Raw genomic sequence first — 17,773 nt, forward strand, 5'->3', positions numbered from 1 at the left:
CGCACCATGAGCACCATGACCCCTGCCGAGATCGTCTCGGAACTCGACAAGCACATCATCGGCCAGGACAAGGCGAAAAAGGCCGTCGCGGTCGCGCTGCGCAACCGCTGGCGCCGCCAGCAGGTCGCCGATCCGCTGCGCACGGAAATCACGCCGAAGAACATCCTGATGATCGGGCCGACGGGCGTCGGCAAGACCGAAATCGCGCGCCGCCTCGCGAAGCTCGCCGATGCGCCGTTCATCAAGATCGAAGCGACCAAGTTCACCGAAGTCGGCTACGTCGGCCGCGACGTCGACAGCATCGTGCGCGACCTCATGGAGACCTCGGTCAAGCAGACGCGCGAATCCGAAATGCGCAAGGTGCGCAGCAAGGCGACCGACCAGGCGGAAGACCGCATCCTCGACATCCTGCTGCCGCAACCGCGCGCGGTGGGTTTCGGCGGCAATGCCGAACACGCGAACGACGACAACAACGCGACGCGCCAGACGTTCCGCAAGCGCCTGCGCGAAGGCCAGCTCGACGACAAGGAAGTCGAGCTCGACCTGGAGCAGCCGTCGGCCGGCCTGGACATCATGGCGCCCCCGGGGATGGAAGAGATGACCGAGCAGATCCGCTCGATGTTCTCGAACCTCGGCAGCGGCAAGAAGCAGCGCCGCAAGGTGAAGATCAAGGAGGCGCTGAAGCTGCTGACCGACGAGGAAGCGGCGAAGATGCTCAACGACGAGGAAGTGAAGACGAAGGCCGTGCAGAACGTCGAGCAGAACGGCATCGTGTTCCTCGACGAGATCGACAAGATCACGTCGCGCAACAACGAAGGCAGCGGCGGCGAAGTGTCGCGCCAGGGCGTGCAGCGCGACCTGCTGCCGCTCGTCGAAGGCACGACGATCAACACGAAGTACGGGATGGTGAAGACCGATCACATCCTGTTCATCGCGAGCGGCGCGTTCCACCTCGCGAAGCCGAGCGACCTGATCCCGGAACTGCAGGGCCGCTTCCCGATCCGCGTCGAGCTCGAATCGCTGTCGGTGGAAGACTTCGAGGCGATCCTCGACGCGACCGACGCGAGCCTCGTCAAGCAGTATCAGGCGCTGCTCGCGACCGAGGACGTGCAGCTCGAATTCGCCCAGGACGGCATCCGCCGCCTCGCGGAGATCGCGTATGCGGTCAACGAGAAGACCGAGAACATCGGCGCGCGCCGGCTGTACACGGTGATCGAGAAACTGCTCGATGAAGTGTCGTTCTCGGCCGGCAATCACGCCGGCGAGCGCGTGACGATCGACGCGAAGTATGTCGACCGGGCGCTCGGCGAAGTGTCGCAGGACGAGGATCTGTCGCGCTACGTGCTGTAACGCGGCACCCGGCATCCAACGAAAAACGGGCGGCTCCGCTGGAGCCGCCCGTTTTTTTTGGCGGGCGCAGCGGCCCGCCGACACCGGCCCGTCAGCGGTCGTACTCGACCGACACCGTAAACTGCATGTCGAACGGATCCGACCAGCTCAGATTCGCGAACGAAAAATCGGCACTGCCCGTCCAGCCGGCCACCGACGGAAACGCCACGCCCTGATCGCCCGGCACGTTGAGCGTCACCGCGGTGCCCGGCTGCGCGGGCGTGGCGCGTGCTGACCCGTTGACGAAGACCGCCGACGCTTGCCCCGCCGACGTCGCGCGAATCTGCACGTTGCCGCGCTTGACGAACGGCAGCCCCGCTTTCGACGTCCAGCCGAGCGGGAAGATCGTGCCGCCCGCGAACGTGCTGGCCGTGCCCGGCGTCAGCATGTCGCGCGTCGACTGCGCGGGGTCGTGCCACTGATACTGGCGCAGCGCGTCGGGCAACGGCGACGGAGTACGCAGTCGGACCGTATAGCTCCTTGCCGGCGCGGCCGTGCTGCCGTCCTGGTAGAGGTCGATCGTATAGGCGCTGAACGGCTTGATGTCGGCCAGCTCCGCTGCGCTCAATTGCGGCTTCGACCATGCCGTGTTGTTACGCGGCGCGTCGCCGGGCCATGTGAACACGCCCTGGTTCGCCGGGTCCTGCGCGACGCCGGCCAGCCGATAGTTGTTGCGGCATTGGCTGCCCTTCGCGAGCGCGGCGAGTTGGGCCGGCGTCTGCCCGCCGGCGATCTGCGCGCGGATATTGAGCGTGTCGCACGTGCCGCTCGACGGCTGGAGGAACACGCCGTTGCGCAAGCCCGGACCCTTGACGATCGCGAAATCCACTGCCTTGCCGGCAGCATCGACGATTCCGACCTGCAGGTTCAGCGAGTCGACGAACGCGTTGGTGCCGGTCGACGGATTGGCCGGATTCAGCCAGTCCCACTTCTGCGCGTTCGCATTCACCTTGCTCAGCACCGCGCGCTGGTTGCCGATCACGCGCCAGCCAGTGTCGCCGCTTGTGCGTGCGCCTTCCTTCACCGCCAGTTGCACGTGCTGCTGCATGCCGTCGCGAATGCCGTCCGCTCGCGTCCACGACAGCTTGACCCACATCGTGTCGCCTGCCGTCACGCGAATCACTTCCGGCAGGCTGAAGCTCGCGTTGTTCATCGCATCGTCGGCCACGATGCCCGGCGCCGTGCCGAACTCCTGTTGCGCCGACATCCCGTTGTTGAGGTAGGTGGAAGGCACGCCGGCGTTCAACGCGCCGGAAGCGACGTCGTCGACGACGAGCTGGCTGCAGGCCGCCGCGCCGCCGCCGAGACGCGCGGCGGCGGTGGTGCCGGCGAAGCATTTGTTGAACGCGGCCTGCAGTGCGGCGAGATCGCTGGCGCTCGGCAGGCTCGTCACCGGCGCGCCGTTGATGGTCGCGACAGCCGGCAGGCTGGCCTTGTCGCCGGCTTGCGGCGCCACGCCGGGCGCGAGCTGAAGCTGCGCGGGCGTATCGCTCGAAGCGCCCGCCACCGAGCTGATCTGCACGCCGCCGTCCGGAAGCACGCTGACCTTCAACTGGTCGAGCAGCCGGTCGAGCCCCGGCGCGCCCGCGGTCAGCGGGCCCGCGATCAGGTCGACGCCGGCGTTGCCGGTCGCGGCCAGCACGTCGGCCAGCGCGGCGGAGTAGGCCTGCACGGCGCCGGCGACGGCCTTCGCCGTCACCTTGCTCTGCAGCAGTCCGGTGTTGCCCAGCAACTTCGTGGGGTTGTCGCCGACGATCGTGGCGGCGATCGCATTCGTGAGCGGCGTGATGTTGATCGTCTGCGTGCCCGCGGTGGCGCTGAGCGAGATCAGCGTCGCCTGCGAATCGGCGACATTGCCGACGGCCGACAGCGCGAAGGGCGCGGTCATGCCGGTCACCGTGCAATGGAACGCGCCCGTGGTCGCGTCGGCCGGACAGTCGGCCGACTTGCCCGTCGCGTCGACGAGCGTGACGGTCGCGCCCTGCATCGCGGCACCCGCCGCCGCGACGCCGCTGACCGTCTGCGCGGCCGGCGGCGGCGAACCGCCGGACGACGAATCGCTGCCGCCCCCGCAAGCAGTCAGGACCAGTGCGGCAATACCGAGTACGACAGGTGTGCGTTTCATTGCTTTTCCCCGAGGACCTTCTGGTTATTGCGTGACATACGCGTCGCGCATGCACGCTGAATGGCGGGGATTCTCGCAAAACCGATTTTCCGGATCATCATCCAGGTAGATGAAAATCGCGATCGCGCATGCCCTTGTTCGCAAAGGACCTGTGATAGCCTGACCAAACATTCGGGGTTCGAAGCAATATCATCAGACAAAAGACCGATGCGCCGCGATTGCCACGCGCGACACCGAGGGAAGCGGGGGAACAACAATGCAAAGAGACCACCTCATCGGCGACCTCTATGAGGCCGCGCTGCGCCCGGACGGCTTTCTCGAAGTCTTTCATCAGGTATCCGAATCACTCGGTGCAAACGTTTTTCACATGTTCAGCTGGGACTCCGCGCGCAATGCGCCGCAGTTCTCGATCTACTCGCCGCGCGCGGAACTGGAAAGTGTCGTGGCGCTCTACGACCAGTATTACGGCGCACTCGATCCGCGCCGCAGCTTTGTCGAGCAGGCACCGCTCGGGCAATTCGTCTGCTGTCAGGATCACCTCACCGAGCAGGATGTCGCGCGCAGCGAATTCTTCCAGGACTACCAGATTCCGTCAGGCATTCGCTATCTGATGGGCGTCCGCCTCGCGCGCCCGGGCGGCGACGACATCCTGCTCGGGTTGCTGAGGGCTTGCGGCCGCCCACCCTACTCGCCCGAGGAACGCGCGACCCTGTCGGGCATGGCCGGACATCTGCAACGCGCGATCAACCTCTGGCAGGATGCGACCGTGCTGCACCGCGACGCCGCGCTCGGCGCCGAACTGATGGAAGAGCTGGGGCTGGCCGTGTTCGCGCTGGACCGGCATGCGCGCGTCGTCTTCGTCAATCGGGCCGCGGAGTCGATGTTGCGCGCGACGACCTGCCTCAAGCTCGAGCATGGACACCTGAGTGCCGCGAGCGCGCCGCACAACGATGCGCTGAAGGCCGCACTGGCACGCGTCGCGAAAACCCGCAACGGTGAGAGCCTCGCCCTGGCGGGCTCGCTGGACGCCGCCCACGAAATCTTTCTCGGCATTGCCGCGCTGACCGGACCGGCGCTCCACGCCGCGTTCGGCGGCGCGACGATGCTCGTGACGGCCAGGCGGAGAAGCGCCGCGCCGCTCGTCGTCGCGCAACAGCTGCGGCAGGCGTTCGGCCTGTCGAGTGCCGAAGCCGCCGTTGCGGAGGCGTTGATCGGTGGCAAAACGCCCGAGGAATGCGCGGCGAGCGCCCGGGTGTCGCTCGCCACCATCCGCACCCAGTTGCGCGCGATCTACGAGAAAACGCATTCACGAAACCAGGCCGAGGCGGTGGGAAGAATGCTGTGGGTGCTTCCGCGGCACCCACGCGAAAACTGACGCCACGAATCGGCAAGTGTCGCGCACCCGGCCGTCGGTGCGCTCCCGCGGTGATCCTCGCAGCCCACCGCTACCGCACGCGTCCGAGGCGGCGGCAGCCGGCGCGCGGCCCGACGCCGGCTCCCTCGCGCAAACGGCTTGCCGCGCGAATCCGCGCACGCCCGCCTTACTGCCGCACCGGCTTCTTCGCGAGCTTGCGCTGCAGCGTGCGGCGGTGCATGTTCAGCGCGCGCGCGGTCGCCGAGATGTTGTTGTTGTTCTCCGCGAGCACGCGCTGGATGTGCTCCCATTCGAGCCGGTCGACCGACAGCACGACCGGATTCTCGAGCGCCTCGTCGGCCTGCACTTCGGTCGCGTTGGTCTGCAGAGCAGCCAGGATCGACTCGACGTTCGCGGGCTTCGCGAGATAGTTGTCGGCGCCTTCCTTCACGGCCTGCACGGCGGTCGCGATGCTCGCGTAGCCGGTCAGCACCAGAATCCGCGCATCGGGCTGCAGGTCGCACAGCGGCGCGATCAGGCTCAGGCCCGAATCCTCGCCGAGATGCAGGTCGACGGTGATGAACTGGAACTTGCCGCCCGCGGCGAGCCTGAGCGCCGTCTCCTTGTCGTGCGCCTGCTGGACCGCGTAACCGCGGCGCTCGAGGCCGCGCGCGAGCGTGCCCGCGAACACCTCGTTGTCGTCGATCACCAGGAAATTGTTCTCGCTCATGTGGTTTCTCCGTCTACGTGTTGGTTGAGGCGGCCGGCGCCGCGACGCGCACGACCGGCAGGCGCAGCACGGCCCGCGTGCCGCGCCCGGCGGTTGTTCCGGCCGGGCGGCTGTCCGGCATGCCGGCCGTTCGTTCGGTCGTGCGTTGTGCCGACGCGGCAGCGGCGTGGCCATTCGCCGCACCGCCGGCCCGTCCGTTGCCGCCCGCCGCGCGCGGCGCGACATCGGACAGTTCGATCTCGCCGCCGAGCCGCGCGGCCGCACTGAACGCGAGATACAGGCCGACTCCGTGCCCGCCCTGCGTGCTGTCGACCGGCATCGCGCCGAGCGATTCGCGCAGCGCGGCCGGAATGCCGGGCCCGTCGTCGCATACCTCGAATTCGATCTCGTCGGCCGCGCGGTCGTGCTCGACCTTCGCGGCCAGCGTCACGCGCTGCGGGCTCGCGCGCGCGGCGTTGTCGAGCAGGATCGTCAGGATCTGGCCGGCCGCGACCGTGTCGTCGAGCGCGACGCCCGCCGGACGCGCGCCGAGCAGCTCGAACTGCACGTGCGGATGCCGCAGGCGCCAGTGCTCGACGAACGTGTCGAGCCAGTCGTCCACCGGCTGGCGGCTCGCGGGCGCGCTCGCGCGGCTGCGCAGGCGCGCGAGCGCCGACGTGCAGAGCGTCATCTGTTCCTCGAGCACCTTCAGGTCGGCCTCGTAGCGGGCCAGCCCCGGATCGGCACGCGCCGCGTCGCGCAGCTCCTCGGCGAGCATCGCGATCGTCGACAGCGGCGTGCCCATCTCATGCGCGACGGTGGCCGCCTGCACGCCGAGCGCGACCGCCCGCTCGTCGCGCAGCAGGTGCTGCTGCGCTTCGCCGAGCGCCGCATCGCGCTGGCGCAGCGCATTCGACATGCGCGCGACGAACCACGCGATCAGCCCGACGCTGACCATGAAGTTCGCCCACATCCCGGTGCGGTAGTAGTCGAACAGGTTCGCGGGATTATCCATGTTGAGCGGCACCGAATCGAAGCCGAGCGCCGCGTAGCACGCAACCGCGAACGCCGCGAGCCAGATCATCAGGTGCCACGGCAGCACGGCCGCCGCGATCGCGAGCGACGGCAGGTACAGCGACACGAACGGGTTGGTCGTGCCGCCCGACAGGAACAGCAGCGCCGACAGCGCACCGAGGTCGACCCACAGCTGGCCGAGCAGCTCGAAATTGGTCTCGGGCCGCGCGCGCAGCACGCGCACCCAGGTCAGCGCGTTGAAAACGATTTCGAGCGCGATGACCATCAGCATCGCCGGCAACGGCAGATGCACGCCGAAATAGGTCTGCACGACGCCGATCGTCACGAGCTGGCCAATGATCGCAAGATTGCGAAGCCAGAACAGGTGACTGAGGTTGACGCGCCCGGTGGTGGTAATTCGTTGCATCCGGGCAGTTTACCCGTTTAGCGAGCGGCGCCTCTAGCGGGGCCGGATCGGAGCGGGCAAACGGGAGGACCGCATGCACGGCCAGCGCCGTCAGCCGGCCGTGCCGGCCATGCGCTGCGCGATTTCGTCGGCCAGGCACTCGGGGCACCGGCAGCGCGCGCCGGCCACCGGCTGTGTGCCGCCGGGCAGCACCGGCATCGACGCGCACCAGCATTCGAACGGTTGCGTGCGCGCACCGCAGTCGAAGCCGCGCCCGCAGTGCGGGCAGCGCACGCGGCGCGGGGCGGAACGGTCGGCGGCGGCGGAATCGGTCATGACGGAATCGCGGAAGCGGGCGTGAAGTCGCCCCACGCGACAAGCATAGCGCGGCGGACGGATCTTGCACGCCGGTCGCCCGGCCGAGGTTCGTCGCGAACGCGCGCGGACCAACCCGCCGCCGCAGCCCGCGCACCGCCGCCCGCATCGCGCAGCGCCATAGCCGGCGGGCCGCCGCGTAAGGTGTCCGACCCGCGCCGACCGCTGTCCGGCCAGCCCAAAAACCCGATGCTGCGCTGCGCCACTCCTGTACAATTCGCCCTGTTTCAACCGTTCCCAGCCAGAGCCGCCGCCATGTCCGAGCCCATCGACCTCTCGCAGATCGCCCCTACTCTGAAAGCAGAAATCCTCGCCGAGGCGCTGCCGTACATCCGCCGCTACCACGGCAAGACCGTGGTCATCAAATACGGCGGCAACGCGATGACGGAAGAACGGCTCAAGCAAGGCTTCGCGCGCGACGTGATCCTGCTGAAACTGGTCGGCATCAACCCGGTGATCGTCCACGGCGGCGGTCCGCAGATCGACCAGGCGCTGAAGAAGATCGGCAAGGCCGGCACCTTCATCCAGGGCATGCGCGTCACCGACGAAGAGACGATGGAAGTCGTCGAATGGGTGCTGGGCGGCGAAGTGCAGCAGGACATCGTGACGCTGATCAACCACTTCGGCGGCCACGCGGTGGGCCTGACGGGCAAGGACGGCGGCCTGATCCACGCGCGCAAGCTGCTGATGCCGGACCGCGACAACCCGGGCCAGTACATCGACATCGGCCAGGTCGGCGAAGTCGAGGCGATCAACCCGGCGGTCGTGAAGGCGCTGCAGGACGACGCGTTCATCCCGGTGATCTCGCCGATCGGCTTCGGCGAAGACGGCCTGTCGTACAACATCAACGCGGACCTCGTCGCGGGCAAGCTTGCCACGGTGCTGAACGCCGAGAAGCTGCTGATGATGACCAACATCCCGGGCGTGATGGACAAGGACGGCAACCTGCTGACCGATTTGTCCGCGCGCGAGATCGACGCGCTGTTCGAGGACGGCACGATTTCGGGCGGCATGCTGCCGAAGATCTCGTCGGCGCTCGACGCCGCGAAGAGCGGCGTGAAGTCGGTGCACATCGTCGACGGCCGGATCGAACACTCGGTGCTGCTGGAAATCCTGACCGAGCAGCCGTTCGGCACGATGATCCGCTCGCATTGAGCGCGCGCCGCAAGCCCCCCAGCCCCGACCTGCCGGCCCCGCTGCGGCGCCGGCGCATCTCGCGCAGCCGGCCGCGCGCCGGCGCGCCCGTCTGGCTGTTCGATCTCGACAACACGCTGCACCACGCATCGCATGCGATCTTTCCCGAGATCAACCGTGCGATGACGCAATACATCATCGACACGCTCAACGTCGAGCGCGTCGAAGCCGACCGCTTGCGCACCGGCTACACGGAGCGCTACGGCGCCGCGCTCCTCGGCCTCACGCGCCATCACCCGATCGATCCGCACGACTTCCTGCGCGCGGTCCATACGTTCGCCGATCTCCCCGCGATGGTGCGCGCCGAGCGCGGCCTCGCACGCGTGCTCGCCGCGCTGCCGGGCCGCAAGTTCGTGCTGACCAACGCGCCGGAGAACTATGCGCGCGCGGTGCTGCGCGAGTTGCGCATCGAGCGGCTGTTCGAGCGTGTGATCGCGATCGAGCACATGCGCGACCGCCGCACGTGGCGCGCGAAACCCGACCATATGATGCTGCGCCGGACGCTGCGCGCTGCGCATGCGCGGATCACCGACGCGATCCTCGTCGAGGACACGCGCGGCCACCTGAAGCGCTACAAGCGTCTCGGCATCGGCACGGTCTGGATTACCGGCCATCTTCCCGGCCATTTGCCGGGTACCGGCCGCCCGCACTATGTCGACCAGCGGATTCGTTCGTTAAAATCGCTTCGACTGGGCACTCGATCGGGGCGACAGAAATGCAGCCGACTCACCCGCAGGACCAAGCCGTAACGGACGACCAGGCATCACCCACCCGCACCCGTACTCGCCCGAAGCCGGGCGAGCGCCGCGTGCACATCCTGCAGACGCTCGCGACGATGCTCGAGGCGCCGAAGCGCGAAAAGATCACGACGGCCGCGCTGGCGGCCCGACTCGACGTGTCGGAAGCCGCGCTGTACCGCCATTTCCCGAGCAAGGCGAAGATGTACGAAGGACTGATCGAGTTCATCGAGCAGTCGCTGTTCGGCCTCGTCAACCAGATCGTCGCGAAGGAGCCGAACGGCGTGCAGCAGGCCCGCACGATCGCGCTGACGATGCTCAATTTCGCTGCGAAGAATCCGGGGATGACGCGCGTGCTGACGGGTGAGGCGCTGGTCGGCGAGGACGAACGGCTCACCGAGCGCGTGAACCAGTTGCTCGATCGCATCGAGGCGACGGTCAAGCAGTGCCTGCGGGTCGCGCGCACAGAGGCGAATGCGCCGCCGGACGGCGCGGCGTCGTTCGCACTGCCGGCCGACTACGACCCGGCCGCGCGGGCGAGCCTGCTCGTCAGCTACGTGATCGGCCGGTGGCACCGCTTCGCAAAAGGCGGGTTCCAGAAGCCGCCCGGCGAGCAAGCCGACGCGCATCTGCGGCTGATTCTGCAGTAGCGTACCGTCGACTCGCATCCGGCAACGCCTGCCGGTTGCGCGCATTCGACGACGGATGGTGCGGTCGTCCCGTCAAGGGGCGGTGTCGATTCGCACCTTGCCGCCTCCCTCTGCAGGCGGCAAATACGCCACGCCAATTCGAACTTGTCCAATATCATGCAGCTGCCTCACGAGTTAAATTTGTCTCGTTACAGACAAACTCAGGTGAGATGGTGAATCGCAGATTTCGACATTCCCGGATGAGGGCAGCCCGACGCTTCGCCCATTCGGCATTGCTTGCGGGGGCGGCAGTGCCATGGCCGTCGGCCGCGCAAGTGACCAACGGCGGGCCGCAACAGGCGGACGGTGTCGTGCTTGAAATCGCGCCGGGCGAATATTCGACGACGCGATTGGGCGAGGCCGTGCTTTCCGCCGTCAATGGCGGCACGCTGGTGACGACCGGCAAGACGCGCGTGTTCACCACCGCCAATCTCGCGGCGGGCGCGACTGCGCTAGGCACCGGCTCGAGCGTCAGGCTGAGCGATACGGAAATCCGCACCCGCGGCGACTCCAGTGCCGGCATCGACCTCCGATACGGCGGCAGCGCGACCGCAGAACGCATCTCGATCGATACCGACGGCGACTATGCGCACGGCGCGTCCGTCGACAGCGCCGGCGGCCGGCTCCGCATCGCCGACAGCGTCATCGTCACGCGCGGCAAGGAAGCGTATGGTATTTCGGTGAACTACGTGCCGGGCGGCGTCATCGACATCGCCGACACGCTGATTCGCACCAGCGGCCTGTTTGCCTATGGCATGGCCATCAGCTACGAGGGCGTCCGTGCGACGTTGAATCGCTCGGATATCCGGACGGATGGCGACTACGCGTCGGCGCTGTACCTGCCCGGCGCATCGGCTGTCTCGTTCGCCGACAGCCGCCTCGAAACCGGTGGCGATTACGCTCTCGGCGTGGACGCCCGCGAAGGGCGCGTCGAGCTCGCACGCACGCAAGTCGTCACGCACGGCCGCAGCGCACACGGGCTGTATGCGTCGAAGGAATACACCGACATACCGACCATCGACGCGATCGAAACGCAGGTGGCCACCACCGGCGCACGTTCGATCGGCGTACTGGCCCGGCTCGGCGGCCGGGTCACGATGACACGCGGCGGCATCGTCACGACCGGCGAGCGCGCGCGCGGTGCAATGTCCGCCGGCGCGGGGTCGGTTGTGTCGCTCGTCGACGCAACCGTCGAGACGCGCGGCAACGAGGCCGCAGCGCTCTATGCAAGCGCCGGCGGCAGCATCGACCTGCTGCGCACCGACGCCCGCGCGACCGGCGACGCCGCGCCTGCCGCGAGCGTCCACGGCGGCAGGCTGACGGCGGACGGCGGTTCGCTCTTCAGCGAACGGCATGCGGCCATCGACGCGTCCGACGCCGACATCACGCTGCACAACGGCACCCGCGCCGCCAGCGGCACCGGCACGCTGCTGTCGGTCCGTGCCCAATCAGGCGCGCCCGTGCGCCTGACGCTCGACACCGGCGCGCAAGCGGCGGGTGACATCGTGAACCAGCCGACCGACGACGGCAGCCCGACATCCGCCGTGACCGATGTCGCGCTGTCCGGCGCGTCCGTCTGGACCGGCGCAACGGACGCGGTGCGCACGCTGTCGCTCGACACGGGCAGCCGCTGGACCGTCACCGCCGATTCGTCGGCCGGCTCCATCGCATTGAACGACTCGACGATCGCATTCGCCGCGCCGGACACCGGCACACCGCCCGCGCCGCGCACACTCGTCGTCAACGGCGACTACGCGGCCCGCAATGGCCGGCTCGTCATCCATACGATGCTGCAGGACGACGCGTCGCCCACCGACCGGCTCGTGATCGACGGCGGTCATGCGTCGGGCAACACGGAAATCGTCGTGAAGCGCACGGGCGGCAACGGCGCGCAGACGACACTCGGCATCCCGATCGTCGAGACGCGTCACGGCGGGACGACCGACGCGTCGGCATTCGCGCTCGACGCCGCATCGGACGGCTACCGGAACGGCTTCGGCACGCTGTCGGCGGGCGGTTACGACTACATGCTCAAGCGCGGCGGCACCGGCGGCCACGAGGAGAACTGGTACCTCGTCTCGGCCGCCAAACCCGCGCCGCCGGCACCCGCGCCCGGCCCCACCGATCCCGACCCGCCCGTCAGTCCGGAAACCGTCCCACCGGTCCCGCCGCGCGCTGCCGCGCCCGAACCCGATGCGTACCTGGCCAACGCCGATGCGGCCGCGACAATGGCGATCCATACGCTGCATCAGCGCGAGGACCGTTCGCTGCGCGAGGCTCCCGGCGCGACGCCTTCGCTCGACGGCGCCGTCTGGCTGCGCGCCGAAGGCCAGTTCACGTCGATGTCAGGCGGCAACCGCAGCGTGTCGGGCAACGGCCGCCTGATCCACGCGGGCGCCGACCTGTTCCGTTTCGACGACGGGCGCGGCGGCCGCTTCCGGGTCGGCGCAATGGGCATGTACGGCAGCCAGACGAGCTGGTCGACCCGCCCGCTATGGAACGCGGTCCAACAGCGCATGGCGGATGCCACCGCGCGCGGCAGCGTCGCGGGTTACAACGTCGGGCTGTACGGCACCTGGTACGGCAATCGCGACATCCTGTCCGGGCCCTACGTCGATGCGTGGTTCATGTACGGTGCGTACGCGAACAGCGTCGGCGGCAGCCTCGCCGGCGACTCGTACCGCTCGCGCACCGTGACGGGATCGGTCGAAACCGGCTATTCGATCCGCTTCTACGAGCGCGGCGATACGCGGTTCTTTGTCGAACCCGAGGCGCAACTCGTCGTGTCGGACTATCGCGCGGCGGCGCACGATGCACCGGGCGGCCGCCTCGACGGGCAAGGCTCGACCGACGTGCTGACCCGTCTTGGCGTGCGCGTGCACGGCGTAACCGCGATGCCGTCCGGGCGCGAGCTGCGGCCGTTCATCGAGGCGAACTGGTGGCACGGCCCCGGATCGCGGTCGCTGACACTCGACCGCAATGCGTTCTCGTTCAGCGTGCCGCGCGATCGCGCGGCGTTCCGGGTCGGTGCGACGGGTCAATTGTCGAAGCGCTTCGCGATATCGGCCGGCTTGGGGCTGGAGGCGAACCTGTCCGACTATACGGTAGTCAAGGGCGAACTGACGGCGAAGTACCGCTGGTGACGCCGCACGGCCGGCGCCTCCTGCTCCGTGCGGAAGGGCCGGCGGTCTCCTGCGCGTCCGCGGGGCCGATCCGACGCCTCCCCGAGCGCCCCCGAATCCGCCCTCCGCAATTTCCGCTATACTTTGCCGACTTGCCGCCCCCCTCGGCGGCAGGTCGGAAGCGCGCCGATTTGCTGACTCGATTGCGGGCGCGCGAACCGGCCGGGGCCTTGATTTGTCTTTGTCCCGGCGGTTCACTACAAATGCGGCTAAAGAGGTCGTCAGCCGCGCATCTCCGACTCCGCGCATCGCCGACACCATTTAGCTGCCCAGTCATAAGGCGGAACGAATGGAATCGATCGGCATCGTCGCTCCACAGACCATGCACTTCGCCGAACCGCTGCGCTTGCAAAGCGGCAGCGCGCTCGGCAACTATCAGCTCGTCGTCGAGACGTACGGCGAACTCAACGCCGCGCGCTCGAACGCGGTGCTCGTCTGCCACGCGCTCAACGCGTCGCATCACGTCGCCGGCGTCTACGCGGACGATCCGCGCAGCACCGGCTGGTGGGACAACATGGTCGGCCCCGGCAAGCCGCTCGACACCAACCGCTTCTTCGTGATCGGCGTGAACAACCTCGGCTCGTGTTTCGGCTCGACCGGCCCGATGAGCATCGATCCGTCGTCCGGCAAGCCGTACGGCGCGCGCTTTCCGGTCGTCACCGTCGAGGACTGGGTGCATGCGCAGGCGCGCGTCGCCGACGTGTTCGGCATCGAACGCTTCGCCGCCGTGATGGGCGGCAGCCTCGGTGGGATGCAGGCGCTCGCGTGGAGCCTGATGTATCCGGAGCGCGTCGCGCACTGCATCGACATCGCGTCGACGCCGAAGCTGTCCGCGCAGAACATCGCGTTCAACGAGGTCGCGCGCTCGGCGATCCTGTCCGATCCCGACTTCCACGGCGGCGACTACTACGCGCACGGCGTGAAGCCGAAGCGCGGCCTGCGCGTCGCGCGGATGATCGGCCACATCACCTATCTCTCCGACGACGACATGGCCGAGAAATTCGGCCGCGCGCTGCGCCGCGCCGACGGCGCGCTCGACGCGTACAACTTCAGCTTCGACGTCGAGTTCGAGGTCGAGTCGTACCTGCGCTACCAGGGCGACAAGTTCGCCGACTACTTCGACGCGAACACCTACCTGCTGATCACGCGCGCGCTCGACTATTTCGATCCGGCGAAGGCGTTCGACGGCAACCTGACGGCCGCGCTCGCGCGCACGCAGGCGAAATTCCTGATCGCGAGCTTCTCGACCGACTGGCGTTTCGCGCCCGCGCGTTCGCGCGAGATCGTGAAGGCGCTGCTCGACAACAAGCGCACGGTCAGCTACGCGGAGATCGACGCGCCGCACGGCCACGACGCGTTCCTGCTCGACGACGCGCGCTATCACAACCTGATCCGCGCGTATTACGAACGAATCGCCAACGAGGTGGGCGCATGAACCAGCAAGCGTTGAATTCCCTGTCCGCGCGCGCGGACTTCCGCACGATCGCGCGCTGGGTCGAGCCGCGCTCGACCGTGCTCGACCTCGGCTGCGGCGACGGATCGCTGCTCGCGCTGCTGATGGAGGAGCTGGACGTCACCGGCTACGGGATCGAACTGAACGACGCGGGCGTGCTCGCGAGCGCGAAGAACGGCATCAACGTGATCCAGCAGAACCTCGAGGACGGCCTGCGCCTGTTCGAGGACCACAGCTTCGACATCGCGATCCTGTCGCAAACCCTGCAGACGATCCACCAGACGGCCGCGATCCTGCGCGAGACGGCGCGCGTCGGCCGCGAGTGCATCGTGTCGTTCCCGAACTTCGGCTACTGGTCGCACCGGCTGTCGGTGCTGCACGGCCGGATGCCCGTGTCGAAATCGCTGCCGTACCAGTGGCACAACACGCCGAACGTGCGGGTGCTGACGATCAAGGATTTCGAGGCGCTCGCGCCCGAAGTCGGCGTCACGATCCTCGACCGCGTCGTGCTCCACGAAGGCCAGCCGATTCGATGGGGAGCGAACTGGCGTGGTAGTCTTGCTGTCTACCGCGTCAAGCGCAGCTGAGCCGGGGGCCGTTGACGAACGCCGGGCCCGGCCCGCGCTGCTCCCCCCGCTGCGCGCTGCCGCCGCAATCAGTCAACGCTACCCAGTTCCAGTCCATGTCGAAAACGCCACACGAGGCGCCCGCACTCACCGCTCACGAGGATCACCCCGGCTGGCGAGCCTATCTGAACACGCACATGCTGATCTGCGTGTTCCTGGGCTTCACGTCGGGCCTGCCGCTGTTCACGCTCGTCTACCTCGTGCAGGCATGGCTGCGCTCCGAGGGCGTGAACCTGAAGGAAATCGGTCTGTTCGCGCTGATCCAGTTCCCGTATACGTGGAAGTTCCTGTGGGCGCCGCTGATGGACCGCTACCTCCCGCGCCTGCCCGGCTGGCGGCCGGGCCGCCGGCGCGGCTGGATGCTGCTCACGCAGGTGCTGGTCGCGGGCGCGATCGCCGCGCTCGGCTTCGTGTCGCCGCGCGATTCGATCTGGACGGTTGCCGCGCTCACGACGCTCGTCGCGTTCTTCGGCGCGAGCTCCGACATCGTGATCGACGCGTATCGCCGCGAGCTGCTGCGCGACACCGAGCAGGGCCTCGGCAACGCGGTGCACGTGAACGCGTACAAGCTCGCCGCGCTGATCCCCGGCTCGCTGGCGCTGATCCTGTCCGACCACATGCCGTGGGACGTCGTGTTCGCGCTCACCGGCGCGTTCATGCTGCCGGGCATCCTGATGACGCTCGTCGTGCGCGAGCCCGAAGTGGTCGGCGCACCGCCGCGCAACCTGCGCGACGCGATCGTGCTGCCGTTCCGCGAATTCATCCAGCGCGACGGCTGGACCGGCGCGCTGCTCGTCATCGCGTTCATCTTCCTGTTCAAGATCGGCGACACGATGGCCACCACGCTGTCGACGTCGTTCTTCCTCGACATCGGCTTCACGCGCACCGAGATCGGCATCGTCGCGAAAACCACCGCGCTCGTCGCGAGCGTCGCCGGCGGCATCATCGGCGGCATCTGGCTCGTGAAGATCGGCATCGGCCGCGGGCTGTGGATCTTCGGCGCGCTGCAGATGGTGTCGACGCTCGGCTTCGCGTGGCTGGCGCAGCTCGGCCCCGGTTCGCCCGTGCTCGCGATGCTCTACGACTTCACCGTTTCGTCGAGCCATGCGATCGCATCGGCGCTGTCGGTGTTCGGCATTGCCGTCGCACCGCAATTCAGCCCGATGACGGTCGCGCTCGCGCTCGTCTACGGCGTCGAAACCTTCACCACCGGCCTGACGATGGCCGCGTTCGTCGCGTATATCGCCAGCACGACCGACCCGCGCTACACGGCCACGCAGTTCGCGCTGTTCACGAGCCTCGCATCGGTGCCGCGCACGCTCGCATCGGCCGCGAGCGGCTTCATCGTCGCGAAGATCGGCTGGTTCGACTATTTCATCGTGTGTACCGCGCTCGCGATTCCCGGCATGCTGCTGCTGTTCAAGATCGCGCCGTGGAACGGCGCCGCACGCAACGGCGAGGCCAGCCGTGCGCAGTGACCGCGTGCACCGCCTCGCGCGCGTTGCGGCTTCGTTGAGCGTCGGTGCCGCGGCACTCGCCGCGGGCTTCGCGCATGCGGCCGACACCGGCGCGGCCGCGGCAGGCTCCGCACCGGCCGCTGCGCAGGCAACGCCAGCCACCCCGGCGACTTCCGCCGCACCCGTCCCGCCGTCCGCCGCCGAAGCCGCGCAGCCGACCGGCGGCGCCGTGTCGGCGAAGGCTTATACGCCGACGCCGCAGCAGGTCCGCTACGGCAACGAGATCGCGTTCCGTACGCTGCTTCCGTCGCCGCTGCTCGAGCAACTCACCGGCAACGAATACGCGCAGATCGTGCAGGCAGCCGCCGACAGCAACCTCCTGCTGCCCGCGAACCAGCCGCGCGTGAAGCGCCTGCGCGCGATCGTCGCGAAGCTCGCGCCGTATTCGGTGAAGTGGAACGATCGCGTGAAGAACTGGGCGTGGGACGTCAACGCGATCCGCTCGCGCGACATCCGCCTGACCTGCCTGCCGGGCGGCAAGGTGCTCGTGTACGGCGGCCTGCTCGACCGCCTCCGCCTGAACGACGACGAGTTCGGCGTGCTGCTCGCGCACGGCATCGCGCACGCGCTGCGCGAACACGCGCGCAGCAACTTCAGCGCGACCTCGCAGACGTCGCTGCGCGCGGCCACGCTGCCGCCGCTGTTCGGCGTCGGCGATCCGCTGCCGCAGGCACTGAACCTCGGCGAGCGCCTGCAGGCGCTCCATTACGACCCGACCGACGAGACCGAAGCGGACGTGATCGGCGGCGACATCGCCGCACGCGCGGGCTTCGATCCGCGCGCGGCGATCACGCTGTGGGACAAGCTCGCGGTCGCGACGCGCGCGAACAAGGCGACGGGCTTCATCTACACGCATCCGTACAGCACCGCCCGGCGCCAGGATCTGCTGAACCGCCTGCCGGACCTGATGCCGCTGTACGCGAAGGCTACGGCCAGGCGCGTCGACATGCTGCCCGACTACGCGGGCATCAGCGCGCAGCGACGCAAGGTCGTGCGGCGCTGA

The 17,773-nt window shown here is 68.3% G+C and carries 14 protein-coding genes; 10 read left to right on the plus strand and 4 right to left on the minus strand.

From position 1 onward, the window contains the following. The first annotated feature begins 6 nt into the window (after positions 1-6). Positions 7-1,350, plus strand: a complete 1,344-nt coding sequence (gene hslU / locus ABD05_RS05500) for an ATP-dependent protease ATPase subunit HslU (protein ID WP_047899302.1) — start codon at positions 7-9, stop codon at positions 1,348-1,350. 91 nt (positions 1,351-1,441) lie between these two features. On the opposite strand, the gene ABD05_RS05505 is transcribed toward hslU, so the two are convergent. Further along, on the minus strand, positions 1,442-3,514 hold the full coding sequence (locus ABD05_RS05505) for a hypothetical protein (protein WP_047899303.1): 2,073 nt from the start codon (positions 3,512-3,514) through the stop codon (positions 1,442-1,444). Between the two features lie 256 nt (positions 3,515-3,770). Here ABD05_RS05505 and ABD05_RS05510 point away from each other — a divergent pair, with 256 nt between their 5' ends. Next, the gene (locus ABD05_RS05510) at positions 3,771-4,889 is read left to right on the plus strand and encodes a helix-turn-helix transcriptional regulator (protein WP_047899304.1); all 1,119 of its coding nucleotides are present in this window, start codon (positions 3,771-3,773) and stop codon (positions 4,887-4,889) included. 166 nt (positions 4,890-5,055) lie between these two features. Here the strand turns inward: ABD05_RS05510 and ABD05_RS05515 are convergent, their stop codons facing one another. The 3 genes from ABD05_RS05515 to ABD05_RS05525 all read right to left on the minus strand — a co-directional run bounded on the left by ABD05_RS05515 (position 5,056) and on the right by ABD05_RS05525 (position 7,333). Continuing rightward, the gene (locus tag ABD05_RS05515) at positions 5,056-5,598 is read right to left on the minus strand and encodes a response regulator transcription factor (RefSeq protein ID WP_011546464.1); all 543 of its coding nucleotides are present in this window, start codon (positions 5,596-5,598) and stop codon (positions 5,056-5,058) included. A gap of 13 nt (positions 5,599-5,611) precedes the next feature. After that, on the minus strand, positions 5,612-7,018 hold the full coding sequence (locus ABD05_RS05520) for an ATP-binding protein (protein ID WP_047899305.1): 1,407 nt from the start codon (positions 7,016-7,018) through the stop codon (positions 5,612-5,614). A 90-nt stretch (positions 7,019-7,108) separates the two neighbouring features. Then, positions 7,109-7,333, minus strand: coding sequence for a cysteine-rich CWC family protein (locus tag ABD05_RS05525; protein ID WP_047899306.1), 225 nt, complete (start codon positions 7,331-7,333; stop codon positions 7,109-7,111). Positions 7,334-7,627: 294 nt separating this feature from the next. Here ABD05_RS05525 and argB point away from each other — a divergent pair, with 294 nt between their 5' ends. The 8 genes from argB (at position 7,628) to ABD05_RS05565 (ending at position 17,773) form a co-directional block, all read left to right on the plus strand. Continuing rightward, positions 7,628-8,527, plus strand: a complete 900-nt coding sequence (gene argB, locus ABD05_RS05530; protein WP_006754950.1) for an acetylglutamate kinase — start codon at positions 7,628-7,630, stop codon at positions 8,525-8,527. Continuing rightward, on the plus strand, positions 8,524-9,315 hold the full coding sequence (locus ABD05_RS05535; RefSeq protein ID WP_047899307.1) for a pyrimidine 5'-nucleotidase: 792 nt from the start codon (positions 8,524-8,526) through the stop codon (positions 9,313-9,315). Before argB ends, ABD05_RS05535 begins: the two co-directional genes overlap by 4 nt. After that, positions 9,282-9,953: a nucleoid occlusion factor SlmA gene (gene slmA / locus ABD05_RS05540; protein ID WP_047899308.1), complete on the plus strand. Its 672-nt coding sequence runs from the start codon at positions 9,282-9,284 to the stop codon at positions 9,951-9,953. The genes ABD05_RS05535 and slmA overlap by 34 nt, the downstream gene beginning before the upstream one ends. A 239-nt stretch (positions 9,954-10,192) precedes the next feature. Next, on the plus strand, positions 10,193-13,135 hold the full coding sequence (locus ABD05_RS05545) for an autotransporter family protein (protein ID WP_238594090.1): 2,943 nt from the start codon (positions 10,193-10,195) through the stop codon (positions 13,133-13,135). A 328-nt stretch (positions 13,136-13,463) separates the two neighbouring features. After that, complete coding sequence (gene metX, locus ABD05_RS05550) at positions 13,464-14,609, plus strand: homoserine O-succinyltransferase MetX (RefSeq protein WP_047899310.1); 1,146 nt, start codon at positions 13,464-13,466, stop codon at positions 14,607-14,609. After that, entirely contained in the window at positions 14,606-15,214 is a 609-nt protein-coding gene (gene metW, locus ABD05_RS05555; RefSeq protein ID WP_021156285.1) for a methionine biosynthesis protein MetW, read from the plus strand. Before metX ends, metW begins: the two co-directional genes overlap by 4 nt. Positions 15,215-15,309: 95 nt before the next feature. Continuing rightward, a complete protein-coding gene (locus ABD05_RS05560; RefSeq protein WP_047899311.1) occupies positions 15,310-16,731 on the plus strand; it encodes an AmpG family muropeptide MFS transporter in 1,422 nt (473 codons plus the stop codon). Next, positions 16,721-17,773, plus strand: a complete 1,053-nt coding sequence (locus ABD05_RS05565; protein WP_047899312.1) for a M48 family metallopeptidase — start codon at positions 16,721-16,723, stop codon at positions 17,771-17,773. Before ABD05_RS05560 ends, ABD05_RS05565 begins: the two co-directional genes overlap by 11 nt.

Source organism: Burkholderia pyrrocinia (genome assembly GCF_001028665.1).
GTDB lineage: Bacteria > Pseudomonadota > Gammaproteobacteria > Burkholderiales > Burkholderiaceae > Burkholderia > Burkholderia pyrrocinia.